The sequence below is a fragment of the Nostoc sp. genome, from assembly GCF_036917975.1.
In the GTDB taxonomy this organism is placed as follows: Bacteria; Cyanobacteriota; Cyanobacteriia; order Cyanobacteriales; family Nostocaceae; genus Nostoc.
Genome location: NZ_JBALEJ010000023.1, coordinates 100,813 through 123,705, shown reverse-complemented (window position 1 = coordinate 123,705; position 22,893 = coordinate 100,813). Strand labels below are relative to the sequence as shown.

The window sequence follows — 22,893 nt, the reverse complement described above, 5'->3', positions numbered from 1 at the left end:
CTTCATTTAATTATTAATGATTGTGGTGAATTACTCGCATTTTCACTAACTCCAGCCAACGTAGATGACCGAAAACCAGTTCCAGATATGACTAACCCTCTTTTATCACTTTCGGGAGAGAATAATCTGGAATGCTTACAGCATAAGACTTTTACCAAAAAATCATGATTTCAGCCATTGTGTTAGAAAATAAACGCTCAAATGCCCGTTGTATCTACAGTTCAAAATTTGGCTTTGATTTTTATTTTCCCAGAGTGACAAAACAGGGCTAAGGATTAAGAAAGTAAACTAGAACTCTTGCAAAAGTGTTTTGTGGTATGATTAAGGTTTTGGCAATTTGCAATTAGGACTTTGAGGAGCAGTGAAAATAGAGAACGCCAAACAGCTTACTGCAAAAAAATTTAAGCGAATGACTGGAGTGAGCCGTAAAACCTTTGAATTAATGGTTGATGTAGTTAAAGCTGATGCTCAAAAAAAGAAGAAGCCTGGTCGCCGTCCTAAATTAACTATTGAAGACCAAGTTTTAATGGTGATTCAATATTGGAGAGAATACCGTACTTATTATCATATTGGATTAGACTGGGGACTATCAGAATCAGCAGTTTGCCGAACAGTTTATAAAATTGAAAATATTCTAATTAGTTCAAGAAAGTTTAGTCTGCCTGGTAAGAAAGAATTCTGGAAAATGTCATCCCAAGAAGATTTGGTAGTCATGGATGTGATGGAAAGCCCAATTGAAAGACCTCATACCGGGCAAAAAAGATTTTTTAGCGGTAAGCTCTTGGAGAATACTTTAAAAACGCAGGTAGTTATCCACCAAAAAACTAGTCAAGTCATCTGTTTAGCGCATGGTTTGGGGAGAATCCATGACTTTAGGCTATTTAAAAATAGCGGAATAAAATTTGGAGAATTACTCAAGGTCATCGCGGATAAGGGCTATCAAGGAATTAATAAAATTCATCAATTGAGTGAAACACCCATTAAAAAGCCATTCATGAAAGAAGTTGACGAAGGAACAGAAAAAATATAATCGAGAACTCAATCGATTAAGAATTACTGTTGAACACGTAAATCGTCGTCTAAAGATATTTAAAATTTTGTCTGATAGATATGGAAACCGTCACCGACGTTTTGGCTTAAGGTCGAATTTAATTGCGGGAATTTATAATCACGAATTAGCACTATAAATCGAATAAAAAAATCGAATTAATCCAATAGTTTCAGTATTAATCAATAACTGAAATGATGTTTGCTGTCATCTTCTTAATTAGCGTAGGCGTAGCCCGCCGTAGGCATCGCTAGATAATACTTGCTATAAAAAAATGATAGCCTTTTACTATTTTAATGTCCCAAAATTTAAAATAAAACAAACCTTAATTATACCACAAAATATTTATGCAAGAGTTCTACTATTGATGTCCTCAAAACCCTCAAAACCGAATTCCCAAATGACCCGATGACTTTGATTTGGGATGGGGCGCCCTATCATCGCTCACAAATTGTCAAAGACGCAGCTGCCGCACTCGATATCAAGGTAGAACCATTACCAGCCTACAGCCCTGACTTTATGCCTGTAGAACATCTTTGGCAATGGTTACGTGAAGATGTTACATATCATACTTGCTATGAGCTTCAGTCTGACCTGATTGAAAAGGTCTCGGCATTTCAACAAGGAATTAACACCTGTCCCAATACAGTGGCGGATCGTTTGTGGGTTACAACTCATCTCAAACCCGATGAGGAAAAACTACGGGTCTCAACCTAGACGAGGTTTAAATGCAAGCAGAAAAGAAGAATGAAGCTTGCAGCAAGTTCACTACGAGGTAAAATAAAAAATCTTGTAGACGAACTGCACAAGAAAACCGCTCGATTTTTGGTTGATAACTTTGACGTTATTTTGCTACCAACTTTTGAAACATCTCAGATGGCGAGTAAGGCCAAGCGGCGAATTAGGTCAAAGTCAGTACGCCAGATGTTGACACTTTCCCACTACCGATTCAAGCAGTTTCTTAAGCACAAAGCTTTTGAAACTGGCAAGGTAGTTATGGACGTCAACGAAGCGTATACATCAAAAACAGTTAGCTGGACTGGCGAAATAATCCACAAACTTGGTGGTGCTAAATTTGTCAAATCTCCATCTGACGAGCTGGTGATGCCGAGGGATCTAAATGGTGCGCGAGGGATTTTCCTTCGTGCATTGGTTGATACGCCCTCTCTCAAGGAGTGTATTTGTTAAGAATGTTAGCAAAAAGGTATCGGTAGATATGCAAACCAAACAGCTTGGTAATTCAGAGCTTCACATTACCCCAATTGGCTTTGGTGCTTGGGCAATTGGTGGAGGTGGATGGGCTTTTGGTTGGGGAACGCAGGACGACCAAGAATCCATTGAAGCGATCAATCGCGCTCTCGACCTCGGCGTTAATTGGATTGACACCGCAGCTATTTACGGTCTGGGACATTCGGAAGAGGTTGTTGCTAAAGCGCTCAAAGGTCGATCTAGTCGCCCCTACATTTTCACGAAATGCTCAATGATTTGGGATGAAAAGGGCGAAATTGGTCGCAGCTTGAATGCGGATTCTGTGCGGCGGGAGGTTGAAGCCAGTCTGCGCCGACTTGACATTGAAACCATTGATCTCTACCAGATCCACTGGCCCAACCCTGACTCAGACATTGAAGAAGGCTGGACAACTCTGGCCAAGCTCAAGGATGAAGGGAAGGTTCGCTATATCGGGGTTTCAAACTTCAATGTAGAACAGTTGAAACGTATTCAGGAAATTGCACCAGTTACGTCATTGCAACCGCCTTATTCTCTAGTGAAGCGCGATGTCGAAAAGGAAATTCTGCCTTTTGCCAAGGAAAATAATATCGGCGTGATAGTGTATTCACCGATGCAGTCTGGCTTGCTCACAGGAGCGATTACACCTGAACGGGTTGCTAATTTCCCAGATGATGATTGGCGTAAGAATAGTAGTGAATTTCAGGAGCCACGCCTATCTCGTAACCTAAAGCTGGTGGAGGTGTTGCAGCACATTGGTCAACAACACGATCGCTCGCCGGGTGAAGTAGCGATCGCTTGGACTTTAAACAATCCGGCGGTGACAGCTGCGATCGTTGGCGGACGCAATTCTAAGCAGGTGGAAGGAATCATCAGTGCTGGGGAATTTCGCCTCAATCAGCAGGAATTAGATAAGATTGCTGATTTCTTACGCGAGAATCCCTAAAATTATGAATAACTCCACCGCTCAAGCTGTGGGGTTATTTATAGCGGTTCTCCTTTGGATGCAATACACAATAGGGCACAGCATTGCTTATGAGTGTCAACTTAAGCTGAAACTCCTTTAAAACCTCGTTTCCAGCCTCCGGCTGGAAATGCTGCTCTTGGCGGCTCTGCCGCCAGTAAAGGAGGCGGAGCCTCAACGACGAGCATTCCCAGTCGGAGACTGGGAACGAGGCAATCTAAAAGCCAATACGCTTGGGTTAAGCATTTTTTTCTTCTCTCTGTTTCCTCTGCGCCTCTGCGGTAGTCTGCGGCAAGCCCTCCGGGTTCAGCAGTCGCTCATGGGGGAAACCCTCAAGACCGCGCTGCTTCACCGCTCCGCGTCTACGTTAAAAAAAATTGACTTTGATAAAGAGTTTTAGCCTTAACTGAACCGTATTGGATTTAAATTGAAAATTGCTTGTTGCTAAAATCAAGCATGGAGATTTGCTTGTTCTTGCAACCAAGGATCTACAGGTTGTCCATCTTTACGTCGTAATTCAATTTCCACTACCATCACTTCTTTGGAACCAGGAGGTGCGGGTTTTTTATGGAAGATAATGTCATAATCTTCTGGATTATGTTTGCGTTCTTTTAACCATTCCTGTACCTTGGTTGTGGCAAAAAATGATTGCCCTTGTTCAAACATTCGGGTAATCTGCAATTGCAGTGTATAAGGATTGATGCGACCCATTTTCTACCGCCTTTGTTAAGTTAATTTTCGGATGAGTAATCTGCTTACCCTAGATAATCTAATACTAGTGCCAATAGGTTTTTGTCCTCTTTGGCAGTATGTACAACTTAAGTAATGTTATAATGGTAAGCCCAAAAATGACTCGATTCCACTACTGAAGTTGTATGTACAATAAGGTACGAAAAAGTACGAAGAAACAAATTAGTTAAGGATTGTTCAGCATTTCTCATTGCCTCTACAACATTTCACTACTTAATTCTGTTATAGATTGAAAAGAGGCACGCCGCTTCAAAAACTGACCAACAGACTGAGATGGTTGTTATGAAGAGCAAAAATCAAGCTGTTTTCGCTTTAATTGTCAAAAGCACTATTGTTTTTTTACCCTTACTGTTATCCGTTGGAATTGCCAGTGGACAATCTGCACCATCACCTAATCCAGTATTAACTCCTACTCCGGTGTTATCGAATCACGAACGGGAAGAATTAGTACGATTACAAACGGAAAAGCGAATTCAACAGCAAGCCCAATCCGATCTTAATAGCGCTTTTAGCCGTACAACTATCTTACTTGATGTTTGGCTAGTTATATTGAGTCTATTTCCAATCGTAGTTTTGGCCTCATTATGGCTTCTGCGACGAACGGTAATTCGGGAAATTGTTGATAGGGCAATGCAACAACTACAGGGAATGGAAAAATTACAAAATCAGCTTACCACAGTTAAGCAAGAGGCTGAAAATGTTATTCAAGAAGCTAAAAAAATAAACTATGAATTAGAACAGGAAACTATTGCTTTACAACAAAAAATTAAAAGTGAACAAGAGAATGTATCTATTTTTACATCTGAGCTAGATTTAGCTAAATCACAGGTATTAAGTAGATTAGAAGCTGAACTCCAAAAATCTCAAGAAAATATAGAAAATTTAGAGTCTAAATTTACTTCTAGTCTATCTAATTTAGAGTTGGATTATCAACAGAAAAGAGATATAGCACTGGAGAATCTCGGAAAATTAGCATCTGTCATAGCAGAAGAACTAGCTGGCTTAAAGTTAGGTGTGCAACAACAGCAAGAATTAGCTATTGCTGATTTAGAAGTATCAAAGTCTGAGTTTAAATCTCAATTTTCTGGATGGCAGTCTGATGCTCAAAATCAAACAAATATAGCTTTTGAAAACTTAAATAAATTGCAGTCAGAATTTGCGGGAAAATTATCTGAGTTACAGGTAGATGCTCAAAAGCAAAAAGATATCACGCTTGAAAATTTAATAATATTCGATAAAGAATTGAAATTTCAATTATCTGAATTACAAATAGATGCTATTGAGCAAAAAAATAAAATTGTTGATAATTTAGGAGCATTACAGTCAGAATTTGCGGTTCAGCTATCGGAGTTACAAGTAGATGTTCAAAAGAGTAAAGAGCTAATCATCGAAAATTTAGAAAAATCTGGTTCTGAATTTACTTCGCAATTCTCAGAATTACAATGGAATGCTCAACAACAAAAGATTCTAATTTTAGAGAAGTTAGAAAGATTAGAAACTGAGTTTGTCTCTCAACTCTCTGAGTTACAGTTAGATGCTCAAGAAAGAAAGAATCTCATCCTTCAAGAATTAACTGAAATTATACCTGAATCTGTGCCAGAGGTGGTAAATTCTGAAGTTGAAGAAGAAATACAAAAACAGCTACAGCAACCAGAATTCACTGCTGATGAGTATGTAAAACAGGGAGATGCCTTGTTTTCCCAAAGGCGCTATGAAGATGCGATCGCAGCTTACAACCAAGCGGTTAAAATCCAAGCTGATGAACCTGTGGCTTGGTTAAAACGAGGGCTAACTCTCGGAAGGTTAAAACGCTACAAAGATGCGATCTCGTCCTACGATCGCGCTATTCAGATTCAGCCAGATTATCATCAAGCTTGGTGCGATCGCGGCGTTGCTTTGGGAAACTTACAACAGCATCAGCAAGCCTTTGCCTCATTTGAGAAAGCTACACAAATCAAGCCTGATGATGCCGTTGCTTGGTTAAATTGCGGTCTTTCTCTAATAGCATTAGAACAATATGAAGAGGCAATAGTTTCCTTGGATAGAGCTTTAGAATTCCAACCCAATTCTCCCAAAATCTGGGATAAACGCGGTTATACTTTAGTGAGATTAGGACGCGATGATGAAGCGATCGCTAGTTTTGACAAAGCTTTAGAAATTAAGTCAGATTATGCCAGTGCCCATTACAACAAAGCAGCCTGTTACGCACTGCAAAGACAAGTTGAACGATCTTTGCTGACTCTACAACAAGCAATTGAACTCGATCCCAGGTATAAAGAAGACGCAGCAAGTGACCTAGATTTTGATGAGATTGCCGACGATGAGCGTTTTAAGCTCTTAGTTACAGAATAAAAATCTAAAATGCATTGAGCATTAGTTATTCCGCTCTTGCTTCCCCTGCTCCCCTGCTCCCCTGCTCCTCTGCTCCTCTTCCCCCTTCCCCAGACATCGCTCTAAGTTTAGACGTAAAAGAGTCAAAGCGATCGCTTATTTCTGGAGTAAATTGCCCGATTGGGGCATGAATAGTAGCAGGCGGCAGCAGTTTTGGCTGTCGTTGATGATGGCTTAGTGATGGGGAAGGTGGGAGACTTTCTTGTGAAGTTTGCCTTTGGCTGACAGCAGATGCTAGCTGAAGGGTTGCCGAAGAGGCAAATTTCCCAGAAAGCGAAGACTTCAAAGCAGTTTTATTCTCTCTATCTTCCTGCTTCCCTTCTTCTTCAGCTAAAGATGCCTTTGATTGGGAGCTTTTCAGTTGTAGAGTTGCAGTATTGCTGTATTGATAGTCGTTGCGAATTTTTGATGGTGGTAATTGAGGACTCGTCACTCTCTCTACAGTGGGGTTTTTCTTCGCTGGCGCTAGGGCTGGTGTCGGCGGTGAGGTTAGGCTTTGGGGAAACTTGCTACAAACCATACGTTCAAATTCCATATTGAAATGATATGTAGCCTGATCCCGGCGCTGCCAAAATACTAAGATTTGTTGCACAGAAACCGCTTTATAACGACCTTGATACAGTGCCTCAATCACTGCCAGGTGTAGCCAATTAAGTGGGTATTGCGTTTGCCAACGCTCAACTAGCTCATTGGCACTATATCCACTGAGATCAAAACTATAGTTAATTAATAAGGCGATCGCCAAGTTGGCAGAAGTATCTGGAAGTGTTGTTAACATGGGGCTATTAGCTTTAGGCAATAGGTCTAAGATTTGTCACCCAGTGCATATTAGCCTAACGTGCTTTTAACTACATGGTTTTTTTCCCACAAGTTACCAAAACGATAAGCAGTGTCCCCTATTTTACTTGGCAACTCCTAGAATGCAACCCTATATAGACTGATTTACAGAAATTTTCAATAGACATCTCCGAAAAAGAATGTAGAGACGTAGCAATGCTACGTCTCTACAAGGGTTCTGGATAACGCACATTTAATTTCTGGAGATGTCTAATTATTTACACTATGAATGAGATGGGGATTGGGGATTGGGGATTGGGGACTGGGGACTGGGGATTTAGTGTACTTTAATTAGTTGAAAAGCTCTGTAATCGGCGGTGTTCGCCCGATGGCGACTAATGCCTGATAAACCATTGCTGCAACTTCAGCGCGTGTTGCTAAACGTGAAGATGCAAGGACTTTCGGATCTGGATAGTTGACAACTATTCCCCATTGTGTAGCAGTAGCAACGGCTTTTCGGGCATAGTCGGGAATGGTATGACGATCGCTATATACTTCCAAAATATCGCTATCAACAGCTGGTATTCCCAGTCCATTCACTAGGGAGACAATCACCTGTAGGCGCTGCACATGTTGATCGGGGCGGAAAGTGCGATCGCTAAATCCGCCAACAAAGCCACTGCTAGCCGCAATTTGGATAGCGCTATAAGCCCAAAAATCCTTGGGTACATCCGTAAAATCAGGTGCTAGGATTTTGGAAAATGGCTTAAAGGCGATCGCCACCATATCTGCATACTGGGCGCGAGTCATGGGTTTATCTAGCTGGTAGCGACTATCAGCCAAAGCATGAGTTAAATTCATGCTCACTAATGCCTGAATAAATGGTTCTGCCCAATGTCCATCTAATTCGGGAGATGCGAAAAGTTTTGGAGATGGGGATTGTGTCGGGGTATCAGAATAACTGGTGCTAACGGCTACTCTATTGCTGGGGATAAATTCGACCAAGCCCTTGACTAGAGCAGGATTTAATTGATTACCTACGGAAACCAGTTTTTGTGTAGTAGCATTATATAAATCAAATTCATGATTATCACGAAAAATATTATTGGCGGGATCTTGGGTATTACCTAAATCTGGCACTGCATTGCCATTGACGAATAGACCACCTTGGGTATTTTGAGCAATGAGATTTTGACGCAGGATAGGTTGGGCATTGCGAGAAAGTGCGATCGCCGTGCGATTTCCTGATAATTTATTATTGGCGATCGTCGGAGCAGCAAAATCACTAATTGCTATGCCTAAAGGGTTTCTTTCAAATACATTCCGCAGTACTTCTCCCTGGCTATGACCTGCCATCACTAAACCGCTAGCAGTATTTTGCACAAATATATTATCTGAAATTGTAGGCTTGGCAGTACCAGTGATAAACACACCTTCTCGCCCACAGTCACTCAAAGTATTGTTAGCTAAAGTAGGTACAGCCGATTCAATCCAGATACCAGTACCCCTGACTGAAGGATTGGTAATAGTTACACCTAAAAGACAGGCATTATCTACTAAGAGCAGTGTAATATTTTGCATACCAAAGCTGAGACTTTGATACTCACCACTCCCGTAAATTAAAATCCCTGAACCTTTTTTTGCTTCATTACCCACCACTGTCGTCCCTCCAGGGATGACCAGTGGGAACACCTCACCACTAGCAGCGCTGTAATTTCCCGATTCCAGATGAATTATCGTCGGGATTTTGGTTAATTTTAAGGCACGGGTGAGGCTTTTAAACGGACTCAACCGTGAACCAGTATTGGTATCATTCCCTGTCAGAGGGTTGACATAGAGTGTGACAACGAGGGTAGAGTTCACCATTGATAGTTGAGAGTCAATTGTTTTAATTATGACAATCATAAGTAACACTACTTCTACCAAACTTTTTCAAAGTAGTATCTTTGCGTGTAGAAAATATATCCCAATACAGTTCAGAATGAGCAACAAAACACTTGTAGAGACGGCGATTTATCGCGTCTCGAAAACCCAAAATTGTTGCCAGTCGCCCTTAAGGGACTTCCAAATGAATCAATTCAAAATTCAAAATTCAAAATTCAAAATAAAAAAATACTCAACTACTTTTTGTGGGGTGGGCGACACGAGAGCCTAGTCCATAGGGCGGGCAAGATGCCCACCCCACAAGATTGGGTAATTTATATAATCATTGCTCATGTTAGCCTAGTGTCAATACAAGCGAATGTACTTGAGTTTTATGACCGTTGCTCAGTCAGCAAAACCCTCTAGCAGCAATAATATTACAGTGACATTAAAGCGGCTCGTTGCTCTTTTGGAAGAGGATGAGACAGATGAGTATGGAATTTTACAACCGAGCCAATCCGCCTTTAAATTAGCGATGCGATTGGTTGTAGATGCCTATGATACAATGGGCGATCGCTTCCCCAAAGCATCGGTTTCAACGGATGAACAAGGCGGCATTCGACTAACATGGAGCAAACAGCCACCTGAATGTGAAGTTAGATTGGTTTGCCCAGCCTCAGCTGAACAACAAGCTTATCTGTATCATGAATTGGGAGATAATTACGCCGTCGAACGGGATGTGACAGCATCGATATTGGTGCAGTGGTTGGAGTGGCTAAACCAAGCATGAGTGTGTCAAACATTCTCATCAAGGATTGTTCCTTCTATATTGGCTCCATCCAAATTTGCTCCGCTCAAATTAGTCTGGTTCAAATCTGCTTGAGTAAGATTTGCCTGAGATAAGTCAGCTACAGTTAAATCTGCACCACTTAAATCGGCTCCATCTAGATTCGCCGCTATCAAGCTTGCTTCGTGCAAATCCGCCTCACTCAAGTTAGTGTCAATCAGTTTCGCAACCGTCAAATCAGCATGATTCAAATTAGCCCCTTCCATTGCAGCTCCATCCAAGATAGCCCCATCCAAAATAGCTCCGCTTAAGTTGCTACCACTGAGATCAGCATTACTCAAATCTGCTCCATTTAAATCTGTCTCAATAAAACTGGCGTGGCTTAGATTAGCGTGACTCAGATTAGCTCCATCTAAAATTGCTTTATCTAAAATTACACCACTGAGATTGGCTTCCCTTAAGTTGGCTTCGCTCAAGTTAACACCAGTAAAATCTCTGACACCTGCGGCATAGTTTTTCAGAAGTTGATCTGCTTTCATATTTATCGCTATGCTAAAGAACATTTAATTGAGGCTATCCAGACAGGCAGTAAATCTCCAGCACGCGCCACTGAAGATTTGTGTGGTGAATCAAACCAGAGTGAATATTGAATCAACTCTATCTAGATTAGCCATCCTTAACTACTAGCGCCACTACCTAGAGTTGTGAGTTACTTTCACACTTAAGAGGGATGTTGAGAGATTTAAAATCTAAAATTCGGTAATGACAAAATCAAATAATTGATGGGCCATTTCTAATTTAGAACAAGGTGCAATTTCTAGCTGATTTCCTTGACTATCTAAAAATATCGCTTGATTATTATCGCTACCAAAACCACTATCAGGTTGATCGATGGGATTAGCAACGATCGCATCGAGTTTTTTATTTTGTAATTTTTCTAACGCAGGCTTGACAATATCCCCACTTTGTGCTGCAAAACCAATTAATATTTGATGCGGCTGTTTATGTTGTGCTAACTGGGCGACTATATCCGGTACTGGTTCCAAAGGTAAAGCTTGGGGGAGCGATCGCTTGGGCAATTTTTCTGTACTATAATCTCGTGGCTTCACGTCTGCCACCGCCGCCGACATGACAATGACATCAGCATTGGGTAAACATTCCACCATCACGTGCTGCATTTGCTCGGCACTAACAACGGGAATTGCTTGTACTCCCAATGGTACATCCCAATTAGCTGGGCCATGTACCAAGGTGACACTTGCCCCTCGATGATGTGCCGCTTGCGCTAAAGCTAATCCCATTTTACCTGTGGAAGGATTACCAATAAACCTCACTGGGTCAAGATACTCTCGCGTTCCCCCAGCGCTAATTAACACTCCTTTACCTGCTAAATCTCGTTTGCCTTGAGTGTGTAATAACGATTGGACGTGAGCAAAAATTTCTGGAGGTTCTGCTAATCTACCAGCACCGACGCGATCGCACGCTAATAACCCTGATGCTGTACCCATTCCATGATATCGCCTATCTATCAATAGCTGTTGCCAATTACGCTGCACCGATTGCTGTTCCCACATATCCGTATTCATTGCGGGTGCTAACAGCACGGGACAAGTAGAAGCCAGCACGGTATTTGTGAGTAAATTATCCGCCATCCCGAAGGCTAACTTTGCTAATGTATTAGCTGTTAAAGGGGCAATTACCATGACATCAGCCCATTCACCCAACTCAATATGTAGCGGACGAGAGTGAGTTGCTTGCCAAAAATTATCATCTGTGTAGGCGGGATGACGAGATAGGGTGGCTATTGTCAGAGGTGTGATAAATTTTTGTGCCGAACGGGTGAGGATGACTCGGACTTCTACCCCAGTTTTAAACAGTCTCGAAACCAGCTCACAAATTTTGTAGGCGGCGATACCGCCACCTACACCAATTAGAACCCTGTTCAATTTTGGATTTTGGATTGTCGATTTTGGATTAGGTGGTAAAGGCATTAGAAGTTTCGGAGCAATCAAGTAATACATTAACCCTGATCATCTCTGATTCTAGCCAGTTGACACAAATCTAAAATCTAAAATCTAAAATCCCAAATTGTTACGCTTCATCGTAGGGTTCCAAGTCTAAGAGGTAGATATAGGGTTCAACTAACTCTGGACGCTGAAATGCGATCGCTCGCAATAGATGCCAATCATTTAAACCCTCAAAAGCATTACTATAATTATCCAGTTCCAGACGTGTAGCTAGTTCTTCTACTTCTACTGCACTCATGGCAGCAATTTCTTTTTGGGAAATGCTTAGAGTTGTCATAATGCTTGCCCCTCCCTTATGCAGCACTCGCCTTCAGCCTGGGTTAAGTTGCGCCAAACGCAGCCACCCAATATATATTACTCATTAGAGGCCATTATTTACGTGAAAATTGTCAGAATTTGTACGAGAATTTATCAAAAATTCGTAATGCTGACTAGCCAATGGTATTGACAACGAAATTTCGTAGCACTTCTAACGTTGGTAAATGTATTTCATGCCCCATATCAAATTCGTGGTATTCTACCGCCACTCCTAGAGACTTGAGAGTTTCCTGTGCCTTCAAAGCAGCTTGCAGGGGAACAACTTCATCATATCTACCGTGAGTGATTAAAGTCGGCGGAATTTTACTTTTAGCTGCTGTTAGTGCATCAGGATGTAAATATCCGCTCATCACAACTAAACCTGCTAGGGGTAATTTTGAGCCGACATCCAAAGTCATTGCTCCGCCTTGAGAAAATCCACTTAAAATGGTGCGTGATAAAGGTATGCCAGTGGTACTTTCTAAAGATTCCAAGAAATCTATTAACAGTTGCCGACTTTCTGGCAACCCTTCATACATATTTTCCACCCGTAAGTCATACCATGCCCTCCCTATTGGGGAATAGGCATAAGGAAAAGGTGCATTGGGCAATACAAACTGGTAATCAGGTAAGTTGAGCGAGGGTAACAAAGATGCTACATCCTCAGCATTAGCACCCCAACCATGCAAAGTGACAATTAAGCCTGCGGGGGGTTGAGAAGTTGCTGTGGGAACGGTAATAGCTTGTAAAGACAGAGGTTTACTCCTAAATTCTACTTTTGTACATAGATCCTATCTCTTCAAACAGCTTAGTATTTAGCGGTATTTGCTGCTAGAGCAAAGAATGCGATGTCATCAAGGTAATTTAGGGGAAATTACTTACAAACTTTCTCTAGTTAAGAATTTCATGTGCGATCGCTATAATTGCATTGATCAATCGGATTGCGAGGTGTCTAAAATAGCAACTCGCAATCCGACCATTTCCTATTTTCTCTACTTAGAGTGATATAGCGCTAATCACGGTTAAACTACCACAAAATTATTTTTGGTTAGTGACGATATATACAGAAATCCTTATAGCGAACTCTCATTATTCGATTGTGTCCTTTTAAGCACATCAACCATATCAATTGCCCCCCAGAAGGGGATATTTTTATGGTGGTAGTGGCTCAAGCGAGGTAACAATCAAATGAGCGTGGCTCACTACCTACCATCTGAGGTAGTATTAGGCGTAAGGTGTAGACATCAATGAATCTAGAAGATAGAAGACTTTGAGGCATCGATTACACGTTATACTAAAAACGTGTAATATCCGTCAGCATCAATCAAAAATTAAGAAACGCTTGTGATCTCAAAACCGTAGATGGCTGACCACAAGCATTTTTGGTAGGTAATGCCGTGCAACACTTTTGCGCGATATTGGCTCGAAAATTTCCTTAACGTACAAAAAAACCTTTCTCTTTGTACGCCATCGTGTTGCACAGAGGGAAAGAAAGAGATGATTTAGCCCCAAAACTATTGAAAATTCGTTGATTAATTCAGTAGAAATACTATGATGTTTATATTTTTTGACTACGTATAATAGTGTCACTGATTTATAATTGTGAAAAAATAAAGTATGAATAAGTTAGAATTGGTAGCGATCGCGAAAGACTATATCAATAATAGTCCTTATGGGACTATGGATTTTTTGAACCAACCATTAATTGTATTACCGACAGTTTTTCCTCCAGATTTGAACACTCCTCTGCTGGCTGAAGTTGTAGAAACATTAGTCAATAAAGTTTTAGAAAAAAATGAGCAATGCCATGTTTTAGAAATGGGAACAGGTAGTGGCGCAGCAATATTAAAGGTTGCACAAATTTCAGGAGTAATAGCTACAGCATCAGATATTGCTCCAATGGCTGTTTTGAATGCCAAAGCTAATGCTTTGTGGTGGGGTGTAGAATGCGATATCTACCAAGGTAATTTATTTGAAAATGTACCACTCAAGAAATTTGATATTATTTTTTGGAATGTTCCTTTCTCATCTCACGATCCAGGTAATATTGAAGACGTAAAATTAAGAATTGCTTTTGACCCTGACTATGGATGTTTAAAGCAATTTTTAATTGACGTTAATAAAAGATTAGCCGAAGGGGGACAAATTTTATTAGCAGTAGATTACGATATGTGTGATTTTGATACTATCTGTAATTTAGTTGAGCAAGCTGGTTTCCATTCAAAAGTTTTTAAAGAATCTCAAATTATGTGGAATGGAATAGAATGGAATTTAGCGTTTTTATTGGTAAACCGCTAATCATAAAGTTTGCTAGGGTTCATCCCAGCTTTTATTTTGCCATGACAAAATGAAGAAGAATTCAGAAGTCAGAATTCAGGAGTCAGAATCAAGACGCTCGTTCGCGTAGCGTGTCGCAGACAAGACTCGCTAACGCTTCGCTATCAGTCGCGGGTCTGAATCCCCGACTGATTGAAGACCACTAAATTTTCAATAACTCAACAAAAATAATGTGATGTATTTTACATTAAAGCCAGTTAAAATTCAGTCCTCTTATAGAGGACTTAAGCTATGAGACACGGACTTTAAGTCCGTGGCTGGTGAATTTTCAATTTAGGGACTGACAAAAAAATAAACCAACCATTTAAAATAGCCAGAAAACTTACAAAATAAGCATTCTTTCTTTTTACTTTTGCCTTTTTACTTTTGCCTTCTTGTACTAGTGTTTGTATGTCTCCTAATATTATAGTCTGAAAGTCATTCATAGCAATACTTTCAGGCTATCTTGACCCTAGTGACAGCTTCGCTATATCTACGCCAACTCGCATCTACAACTACGTTTATGAGTACGAGTTGAAAGAGATTTTTTTAGATTACATAAAAAAACACTGGGAAATTTAAATAATAAAAAATGAATTTAGGTAATTACTGGTAGACTTAAACTCTCTTGAAAACAAGAAGATCGACATATTTTTGATAAAAAATCAACCAATTCATAAAAGCTTATTATATTCTTACTGAAAGCTTCGATGAATTCATCGAAGCTTATTACAATTGTTCATTAATTATACTATTTACATATCAACTCATTAATTGATTAGATAGATAGATAGATAGATATAGGAATCAATTTTTGAAATACACATAGACTAGGTATTGCCCTTGGGTTACATTATGGTTCGCATTTAAAACACGCGGACATAATTTGATTCATTTTGTCATGTTGAAGATTTGCTTAAAATCTTGAAATTACGTTAACTTCTGGTCACAGTATGGTTCACAATTTGCTCATGTAATGGGTAAAAGCACAATTTTTTAAAAAAATCAAATCGTACTCCTAATATTTGTCACTGGAACGATAACTTGGCAGAAAAGCACACTATCTACTTTCAACACTAGATTGAGAAACGCCATAACACACTATTCTTCAAGACATCATTGATAATGAATACTGAGATCATGAATACTGATATTTCGACACCTCTCATCACCTATCTGAAGCAATTAGAAACCCAAGGTATTACTGACATAGAAGTAATCTGTGATAAGTTATACGAGCAACTAAGGTGTCAAATTGAACTGGGCTTATATTCTAATGATAGATATATCCAATTTGGCAGTGATACTCAAGGGACTGTTGTTTCAGATTCTAGTAATTCCAAGGTTGAATGTATATTATGGTGTATCAACCACTATTTGGGATTAAATAGGAACCAAAATGTGATCAATAAAGTTTGTGAAGCAGTCAGAAAATTTGGTACTGGTAGTGGAACTTCTGCTGTTTCAGGTGGAATGTCAAGCCTGCACAAAGAAGTTGAGTTAAAAATCAAAAATTTAGTTGGCAAAGAAAGCGTCATACTTTTTCCAACAGGCTATACTGCTAATTTAGGTATCCTATCCACTTTACCTGGGAAAAATGATTTAATTCTGTTTGATAGAGAAAGCCATGCATCCCTGATAGATGGGATTAAATTATCAGGAAAAAAATGGATACCTTTTAAGCATAATAACGTAGAAGATTTAAGTTCAAAATTGGAAAAATATTCACCAAAATTTGAAAATATATTTGTTGTGGTTGAATCGGCATACTCCATGAGTGGGGATATCTCCCCTCTCAAAGAAATCATTGATTTAAAACAAAAATATAAGTTTTTGTTGTACGTTGATGAAGCACATACATTTGGTATCTATGGCAAGAATGGTGCTGGATATTGTAGTGAGCTAGGTATTGTTGAGCAAGTTGACTTTATAGTTGCAACCTTATCTAAAGCAACAGCTTCTATAGGTGGATTTCTCGCGACAAAATCAAAATATATGCCTCTACTAAAATGGCGTGCAAATTCATATGTGTTTCAGGCTTGTTTAACACCATCTGATGCAGCAGCTATTTTAGCTTCTTTAGAAGAAATAGAGAATAACCCACAAATCATTGAAGAATTGCATCGTAACAACCAATACATGAGGCAAAGATTAACTAGCATCGGCTTTAATTTAGGCACAAGCCAAAGCCCTATTATCCCTATATTTATGCCAGATGAAGCTAAATTAATGTCATTGAATAAAGAACTTTTCGCGCGTGGGATATTCTCAGTATCTCTTTTTTATCCCATAGTCAAACCAAAGGAAGGACGAATCAGATTTATTCTCAGTGCGTCGCATACAAAAGAACAAATAGATAAAACAGTGAATGCATTACAAGAACTTAGCATCAAGTACAATATTATACCTCCGTCTCCATTGGCAGAGTGGCAAGATGATGTATATTATTGGACACCGATTCCAGAAAGTAATTTAGTAGAGTCATAACAATTGATGATGAACTGTAAACTAGCCGTAGCGGTGTTTGCATTGCCGTTTGCAGTATATTAGACATCTCCGAAAATTAATTCTGCGTTACCCGAAATACTTGGTAAGGGCGAACAGATGTTCGCCCTTGCATGATTTGTGGAGATGTCTATTTTATACTTGCTAAATCTGCATTGGCGGCAGAGGTTGCTTAACAAACTGACGCGCACAGAGATGTTTTCGTGGCTCACCCGATTTCTTAACGTACAATTTTCCTAAAATGGCACGATGATCCCTCTTTTTACTATCTCCAGTGGGAATTATAAAAATTGAGTATGGCTGAGTACGACAAACGAGGGAAATTATGCCAGTAACTTTGACGATTCCAGATTATGACCTAACCGAAGTAATTTATGAAGGGCTTAATACAATTATTTACCGGGCTTGGTCGCAAAAACTACAGCAACCAGTTATCCTTAAAGTCTTAAAGGCAGAGTATCCCAGCTTGGAGCAGATGATCCGCCTCAAGCATGAGTACAGTATTACAGAAAATCTCAGATTGGAAGGTGTGGTCAAAGTCTATGGGTTAGAAACACATCAAAATCGCTTGATCTTAGTAACGGAAGATTTTGCCGCAGTATCCCTGCAACAATTTCTTGATTCTCAAAAATTATCGCTTGAAAATTTTCTTAACATAGCTGTACAACTAGCAAAATCTTTGGGTTCGTTGCACACTCATAAAATTATACATAAAGATATTAAACCCAGCAACATTATCATCAATCCGCAGACTGGGATTTGTAAACTAACTGACTTTAGCATTGCTTCTCGTCTTTCTCAAGAAACACCCTTACAGTGCAACCCCAATCAATTAGAAGGAACGTTGACATATATTTCCCCGGAACAAACCGGCAGAATGAATCGCTCCTTGGACTATCGCAGTGATTTTTATTCACTAGGTGTCAGTTTTTATCAAATGCTCACGGGTCAGTTACCTTTTATCACCAACGACCCGTTGGAATTAGTTTACTGTCATATTGCTAAACAAGCAATTCCCATTCAGGAATTAAACCCAGAAGTTTCTTATGCTGTTACCCAAATCGTCATGAAACTAATGGCGAAGAATGCTGAAGAACGCTATCAGAGTTCGGTGGGATTGTTAGCTGATTTAGAGACTTGTCTTCACCAATTTAAAAACACTGGTAAAATTACGAACTTTATACTAGGGCACTTTGATATCCTCAGTCAGTTGGTAATTCCCCAAAAGCTTTATGGTAGAGAAAAACAAGTCAATTTATTGCTAGAGATATTTGCTCGTGTAGCATATACACAGGAAAATTCTGGTTCTCCAGTCACTAACGAACTCATACTTGTTTCTGGTTATTCAGGCATTGGGAAATCGGCAATTGTCAATGAAGTAAATAAACCCATTACAAGCCTGCGGGGTTACTTTATATCTGGTAAATTTGAGCAATTCAAGCGAAATATTCCTTATGCTCCATTAACTCAGGCTTTTGGTTCTCTAATGGCGCAGCTATTAACTGAAAGTGCTGAAAAACTGGAAGTGTGGCAGAAAAAAATACTAACAGCTGTGGGGTTAAATGGACAAGTCATTATTGACGTGATTTCGGAAGTCGAATTAATTATCGGTAAACAGCCAAAAGTGCCAGATTTGGGACTTGTAGAATCCCAAAATCGGTTTAATCAAGTCTTCAAAGAATTTATTCGCGTCTTCACTCAAAAAGAGCATCCATTAGTCATATTTTTGGATGATTTGCAATGGGCAGATTCTGCGACATTGAAGTTAATGCAATTGCTAATGACTGATCCAGATACAAAATATCTGCTACTAATTGGTGCTTATCGAGATAATGAAGTTAGTCCAACACATCCCCTCACACAAACTATAGAGGACATTAGTAACGCAGAGACAGTAGTTAACAATATTGTAGTCGAAGCCTTAGAACTGACTCACGTTACCCAAATACTCTGTGATACTCTAAATGAAAGAACAAATAACCCCCAGATACAAGAACTAGCATCTCTATTGTTTAATAAAACAGTTGGCAATCCCTTTTTCCTCACGCAGATGTTGAAGGCTTTGTATCGAGAACAGCTACTAACATTTGACTTTGCCCTAAAAAGTTGGCATTGGAGTATAGAACAAATTCAGGCAATAGGGATTGCAGATTTAAGTGTTGTAGAACTTATAGCTAGTAATATTTGCCAGTTACCGCCAGCAACTCAAGAAGTTCTCAAGCTGGCTGCTTGTATTGGCTCTTACTTCAAGTTAGAAGTACTAGCCACTACTTGCAAAAAATCCTCCTCGCAGGTAGCTAGTGATTTATGGTCAGCCTTGCAGCAAGGACTGATTTTGCCTTGGGGTAATGATTATAAAATTCCTTTATTGTTTGGTACTGAGGAACTCAAAAGTTTCTACTTTGATGACTCTCGTCTAGAGTATCGCTTCTTACATGACCGCGTGCAACAAGCAGCATACTCTCTGATTCCCGAAAGCCAAAAGCAAGCAAAGCATTTAGAGATTGGCAGATTATTACTCCAAAATATATCAAAAGCAGAATTATTAGATAATATCTTTGACATTGTCAACCAACTTAATAAAAGTATTGATTTAATTCAGGAGCAGGACGAAAAGATTCATCTGGCTGATTTAAACTTAATTGCAGCCAACAGAGCCTTGCTAGCAGCTGCTTTTGAGCCTGCCTACAACTATTTCAGTCAAGGCATATCTTTACTACCTGTAGACTGTTGGCAGGAGCAATATAAATTAACTCTAGGGCTTTATACGGGCGCGGCCCAAGCAGCTTGCTTCTGTACCAAATTTGCACAGATGAAGACTTTAGCCGATGTTGCCTTGACTAAAATTGAAGATATCAGCGACAAAGTTAAGATATATGAATTGATGATTCTTTATCACCACACCCAATCTCAGTTCAAAGAAGCAGTCTCAGTAGCAGTGCAAACATTAGCACTACTAGGAGAGAAGTTTCCAGAGAATCCGGATACACAAAGCTTTATAGATGCCTTTACCCATACGCAACAACTGATTGCAGAAGTTGGCTTTGAGAATCTCGACAAGCTGCCATTGATACAGGATTCCAGCAAATTGGATGCTATGAGGATTTTGTATCGTGCTTTCAGTCCAGCTTTCTTCGCGGTGTCTGGTATGTTGGGATTGATAGTTTGTCGCTTGGTGGATCTGACTATTCAGTATGGCAAATCGCCTTTAACTTCCTATGCCTTTACAGTGTTCAGCATCGTCCTCAATAGTGGTGTTGGAGATATTGCCACAGGGTCGAAGTTTGGAGATTTAGCAATGTTTATCGACCAAAAGCAAAAAAGTTCTGAATATAAAAGCGCTGTTTATGCCCTATACTATGGTCTTTCCCGAAATTTCTACAAACCTGTCAAAACCTCTATTAAACCGCTGATTAATGGTTATCTCAGTTTTGCAGATACTGGTGATGCAGAATATAGCGCCTACTGTATTGTCAATGCTTATTTCTGTTCTATCCTAGCAGGTCAACCTTTAGAGAAAGTACAAACAAAGTTTGAGAAATTTAGCCAGCAGATTGTAGAGTTTAAGCAAGAGCAAGTAATTAACCAGCTGCACATCTGGACTCAAGTCATCCATAACTTGACGGGAAAATCTACTCACAAAGGCTTACTAAAAGGGGAGTCCTTTAATATTGAGGCGATGTTGCCACAGCTGATTGCTAGCAATAACTTTAATACTGTTAACTATGCTAACATTGCTCAGTCAATGCTCTTCTATCTTTTTGGTGAGTATGAACTGGCGCACATCCATGCTGCCCAAACCGAACCCTATCTTGGCGCTAGTGGTGGTAAGTTTCTCATTTTTGCTCATAATTTTTATTATTCTCTGAGTTTGACAGCGCTTTATGATTCTGTCTCTAAGTCAGAGCAAAGTCAGTTTCTGGAAAAACTAGTCTCTCTACAAGTACAGATGAAAAATTGGGCTGATCATTGCCCAGAAAACTTCCTCCATAAGTACCTGCTAGTGGAAGCTGAAATTGCCCGCATTACTGGTAATGATCTAGAGGCGATGGATTATTATGACCGCGCGATCGCTTCGGCCCAAGAAAATGGGTTTATCCAAAATCAAGCTTTGGGAAATGAATTAGCTGCCAAGTTCTGGTTAAGCAAGGGCAAAGAAGATTTTGCCAAAATATACATGACCAAAGCTTTCTATGGCTACATGCGGTGGGAAGCTATAGCAAAAGCACAAGACTTAGATGAACGTTATGCCAATTTAATCATTCAGAGTGAAGATGTTCAGATTCTCACAACAGATATCAGCATATCAAAAACAAGAACATTTAATCCAAAAACTATAATTGACAGCAATGGTCTTTTGGATTTGGCTACAATAATCAAAGCTTCACAAACAATCAGTAGCGAAATAGTTTTAGATCAGTTATTAAACAAACTTTTAAGTATAATTATTGAAAATGCTTCTGCTCAAAAAGCTTGTTTAATTTTACTTAAGAATGATGAATTATTTATAGAGGCAATTAGTTCTCAAGAAAATACTTCTGTTGTTCTACAATCAACCCCAGTCACAGCAAGCCGAGATATTCCTATCTCTTTAATTAATTACGTTGCTAGAACCCAAGAAACTTTGGTACTAGATGATGCTATTTCTGTGAGGATGTATCAATCAGATCCTTACATCCAGAGCCATCAAACCAAATCATTGCTGTGTACTCCTATTTTGCGCCAAGGCAAATTCATTGGTATCTTGTATTTAGAAAATAATCTTGCTAAAGGTACATTCACCAGCGATCGCGTAAAAATCTTAAACTTCATCATATCTCAAGCTGCAATTTCTCTAGAGAATTCTAGACTTTATCAGCAAGCACATGATTATGCCACACAATTAGAAAATTACTTAACAGACCTCCAGCAAGCACAACTACAACTAGTACAAAGCGAAAAAATGTCTGCTTTAGGTAATTTAGTTGCAGGTATCGCCCACGAAATTAATAATCCTATTGGTTTTATTTTAGGCAATCTACAACCTGCCGATGAACATGTGCATGATTTATTGTCACTAATTGATCTCTACCAACATTACTATTCCCAACCTGCTGAAGAAATTATTCGCAAAATAAATGCTATTGATTTAAAGTATGTGCGCGAAGATTTGCCAAAATTAATTAGTTCAATGCAAAAAGGTATAGATACAATCTATGACCTCAGTGTTAGTTTACGTTCGTTTTCTCGTTCAGATACAGAAAAACAAATTCCTTACGACATCCACGAAGGTTTAAATAGTACATTATTAATTCTTAAACACCGATTGAAAGCTTCAGCAACCCGCCCTGCAATTCAGGTAATTAATGATTATGGAAAACTACCCTTTGTATCTTGTTTCCCTGGACAACTTAATCAAGTATTTATGAATATACTTGCTAATGCCATTGACGCATTGGAAGAATCAAATACTGGTAAGATTTACGATACAATTGCGAAAAACCCGAACTGTATTACAGTAACTACTAAAATACAGGATAACCAAGAATTCGTAACCATTGCTATTAAGGATAATGGTTCGGGGATGACCGAAGCAGTTAAGCAAAAGATTTTCGACCATTTATTCACAACTAAACCTATAGGTAAAGGAACAGGCTTAGGATTAGCAATTGCTCGCCAAATTATCATCGAAAAACATCATGGTCAAATTGATGTCAATTCTATACTCGGAAAAGGAACCGAATTTATCATCTACTTACCCCTGTCCGGCGCGGCGACGGGGGTCTTCTAGACCTGCAAAAGCTTTGATAATTTCGATTTCAGACATGGTAATAGATGCTTGAAGTATTCATGTTAATCGGGAGCATCCCAAATGTGCAAAAACCTTGATAGCCCTCATCCCCTAACCCCTTCTCCCATCTTTGGGAGAAGGGGAACTAGAGTTAATGTCTCCCCTCTCCCA

The 22,893-nt window shown here is 39.5% G+C and carries 15 protein-coding genes and 2 pseudogenes; 10 read left to right on the top strand and 7 right to left on the bottom strand.

The annotated features are described in order from the left end of the window. The 5 genes and pseudogenes from V7K76_RS08515 to V7K76_RS08495 form a co-directional block, all read left to right on the top strand. A pseudogene (locus V7K76_RS08515) lies at window positions 1–105 on the top strand (transposase); the annotation flags it as partial. Between the two features lie 256 nt (window positions 106–361). Further along, a protein-coding gene (locus tag V7K76_RS08510; RefSeq protein WP_442936249.1) for an IS5 family transposase occupies window positions 362–1,187 on the top strand; the annotation gives its coding sequence in 2 pieces (ribosomal slippage) (window positions 362–997 and window positions 999–1,187; 825 coding nt in all). 209 nt (window positions 1,188–1,396) lie between these two features. After that, window positions 1,397–1,765: pseudogene (locus V7K76_RS08505) on the top strand (transposase); the annotation flags it as partial. A 30-nt stretch (window positions 1,766–1,795) separates the two neighbouring features. Beyond that, window positions 1,796–2,236, top strand: a complete 441-nt coding sequence (locus V7K76_RS08500; RefSeq protein WP_334775910.1) for a zinc ribbon domain-containing protein — start codon at window positions 1,796–1,798, stop codon at window positions 2,234–2,236. Between the two features lie 28 nt (window positions 2,237–2,264). Then, window positions 2,265–3,221, top strand: coding sequence for an aldo/keto reductase (locus V7K76_RS08495; RefSeq protein ID WP_334775911.1), 957 nt, complete (start codon window positions 2,265–2,267; stop codon window positions 3,219–3,221). A gap of 468 nt (window positions 3,222–3,689) precedes the next feature. Here V7K76_RS08495 and V7K76_RS08490 read toward each other — a convergent pair whose 3' ends face one another. Further along, on the bottom strand, window positions 3,690–3,950 hold the full coding sequence (locus V7K76_RS08490) for a hypothetical protein (RefSeq protein ID WP_194043036.1): 261 nt from the start codon (window positions 3,948–3,950) through the stop codon (window positions 3,690–3,692). Window positions 3,951–4,271: 321 nt separating this feature from the next. Between V7K76_RS08490 and V7K76_RS08485 the strand changes: the two genes are divergently transcribed. Continuing rightward, window positions 4,272–6,341 carry a tetratricopeptide repeat protein gene (locus V7K76_RS08485; RefSeq protein WP_334775912.1) on the top strand — a complete coding sequence of 690 codons (2,070 nt, stop codon included), beginning with the start codon at window positions 4,272–4,274 and terminating at the stop codon, window positions 6,339–6,341. 25 nt (window positions 6,342–6,366) lie between these two features. Here V7K76_RS08485 and V7K76_RS08480 read toward each other — a convergent pair whose 3' ends face one another. Both V7K76_RS08480 and V7K76_RS08475 read right to left on the bottom strand, forming a co-directional pair. Continuing rightward, window positions 6,367–7,158 (bottom strand): hypothetical protein, encoded by a 792-nt coding sequence (locus V7K76_RS08480; protein ID WP_334775913.1) that lies wholly within the window; start codon window positions 7,156–7,158, stop codon window positions 6,367–6,369. Between the two features lie 350 nt (window positions 7,159–7,508). Then, window positions 7,509–9,023: a DUF1565 domain-containing protein gene (locus V7K76_RS08475; protein WP_334775919.1), complete on the bottom strand. Its 1,515-nt coding sequence runs from the start codon at window positions 9,021–9,023 to the stop codon at window positions 7,509–7,511. 391 nt (window positions 9,024–9,414) lie between these two features. Here V7K76_RS08475 and V7K76_RS08470 point away from each other — a divergent pair, with 391 nt between their 5' ends. Beyond that, window positions 9,415–9,810 (top strand): hypothetical protein, encoded by a 396-nt coding sequence (locus V7K76_RS08470; protein WP_334775914.1) that lies wholly within the window; start codon window positions 9,415–9,417, stop codon window positions 9,808–9,810. Window positions 9,811–9,815: 5 nt separating this feature from the next. Here V7K76_RS08470 and V7K76_RS08465 read toward each other — a convergent pair whose 3' ends face one another. The 4 genes from V7K76_RS08465 to V7K76_RS08450 form a co-directional block, all read right to left on the bottom strand. After that, window positions 9,816–10,346, bottom strand: coding sequence for a pentapeptide repeat-containing protein (locus V7K76_RS08465; RefSeq protein WP_334775915.1), 531 nt, complete (start codon window positions 10,344–10,346; stop codon window positions 9,816–9,818). Window positions 10,347–10,556: 210 nt separating this feature from the next. Then, complete coding sequence (coaBC, locus tag V7K76_RS08460; protein WP_334775920.1) at window positions 10,557–11,798, bottom strand: bifunctional phosphopantothenoylcysteine decarboxylase/phosphopantothenate--cysteine ligase CoaBC; 1,242 nt, start codon at window positions 11,796–11,798, stop codon at window positions 10,557–10,559. A gap of 100 nt (window positions 11,799–11,898) precedes the next feature. Further along, window positions 11,899–12,111: a protein IsiD gene (gene isiD / locus V7K76_RS08455; RefSeq protein ID WP_094351471.1), complete on the bottom strand. Its 213-nt coding sequence runs from the start codon at window positions 12,109–12,111 to the stop codon at window positions 11,899–11,901. 154 nt (window positions 12,112–12,265) lie between these two features. Further along, window positions 12,266–12,871 (bottom strand): alpha/beta hydrolase, encoded by a 606-nt coding sequence (locus V7K76_RS08450; RefSeq protein ID WP_334775921.1) that lies wholly within the window; start codon window positions 12,869–12,871, stop codon window positions 12,266–12,268. Window positions 12,872–13,748: 877 nt separating this feature from the next. Between V7K76_RS08450 and V7K76_RS08445 the strand changes: the two genes are divergently transcribed. The 3 genes from V7K76_RS08445 (at window position 13,749) to V7K76_RS08435 (ending at window position 22,722) form a co-directional block, all read left to right on the top strand. Further along, complete coding sequence (locus tag V7K76_RS08445; RefSeq protein ID WP_334775916.1) at window positions 13,749–14,429, top strand: methyltransferase; 681 nt, start codon at window positions 13,749–13,751, stop codon at window positions 14,427–14,429. A gap of 1,158 nt (window positions 14,430–15,587) precedes the next feature. Beyond that, complete coding sequence (locus V7K76_RS08440; protein ID WP_334775917.1) at window positions 15,588–16,934, top strand: aminotransferase class I/II-fold pyridoxal phosphate-dependent enzyme; 1,347 nt, start codon at window positions 15,588–15,590, stop codon at window positions 16,932–16,934. A 343-nt stretch (window positions 16,935–17,277) separates the two neighbouring features. Beyond that, complete coding sequence (locus V7K76_RS08435; RefSeq protein WP_334775918.1) at window positions 17,278–22,722, top strand: ATP-binding sensor histidine kinase; 5,445 nt, start codon at window positions 17,278–17,280, stop codon at window positions 22,720–22,722. The last annotated feature ends 171 nt before the right edge of the window (window positions 22,723–22,893 follow it).

Coding starts and splice junctions, on each gene's coding strand:
- V7K76_RS08500 (WP_334775910.1), top strand. CDS start 1,796: ATGAAGCTTGCAGCAAGTTCACTACGAGGTAAAATAAAAAATCTTGTA.
- V7K76_RS08495 (WP_334775911.1), top strand. CDS start 2,265: ATGCAAACCAAACAGCTTGGTAATTCAGAGCTTCACATTACCCCAATT.
- V7K76_RS08490 (WP_194043036.1), bottom strand. CDS start 3,950: ATGGGTCGCATCAATCCTTATACACTGCAATTGCAGATTACCCGAATG.
- V7K76_RS08485 (WP_334775912.1), top strand. CDS start 4,272: ATGAAGAGCAAAAATCAAGCTGTTTTCGCTTTAATTGTCAAAAGCACT.
- V7K76_RS08480 (WP_334775913.1), bottom strand. CDS start 7,158: ATGTTAACAACACTTCCAGATACTTCTGCCAACTTGGCGATCGCCTTA.
- V7K76_RS08475 (WP_334775919.1), bottom strand. CDS start 9,023: ATGGTGAACTCTACCCTCGTTGTCACACTCTATGTCAACCCTCTGACA.
- V7K76_RS08470 (WP_334775914.1), top strand. CDS start 9,415: ATGACCGTTGCTCAGTCAGCAAAACCCTCTAGCAGCAATAATATTACA.
- V7K76_RS08465 (WP_334775915.1), bottom strand. CDS start 10,346: ATGAAAGCAGATCAACTTCTGAAAAACTATGCCGCAGGTGTCAGAGAT.
- coaBC (WP_334775920.1), bottom strand. CDS start 11,798: ATGCCTTTACCACCTAATCCAAAATCGACAATCCAAAATCCAAAATTG.
- isiD (WP_094351471.1), bottom strand. CDS start 12,111: ATGACAACTCTAAGCATTTCCCAAAAAGAAATTGCTGCCATGAGTGCA.
- V7K76_RS08445 (WP_334775916.1), top strand. CDS start 13,749: ATGAATAAGTTAGAATTGGTAGCGATCGCGAAAGACTATATCAATAAT.
- V7K76_RS08440 (WP_334775917.1), top strand. CDS start 15,588: ATGAATACTGATATTTCGACACCTCTCATCACCTATCTGAAGCAATTA.
- V7K76_RS08435 (WP_334775918.1), top strand. CDS start 17,278: ATGCCAGTAACTTTGACGATTCCAGATTATGACCTAACCGAAGTAATT.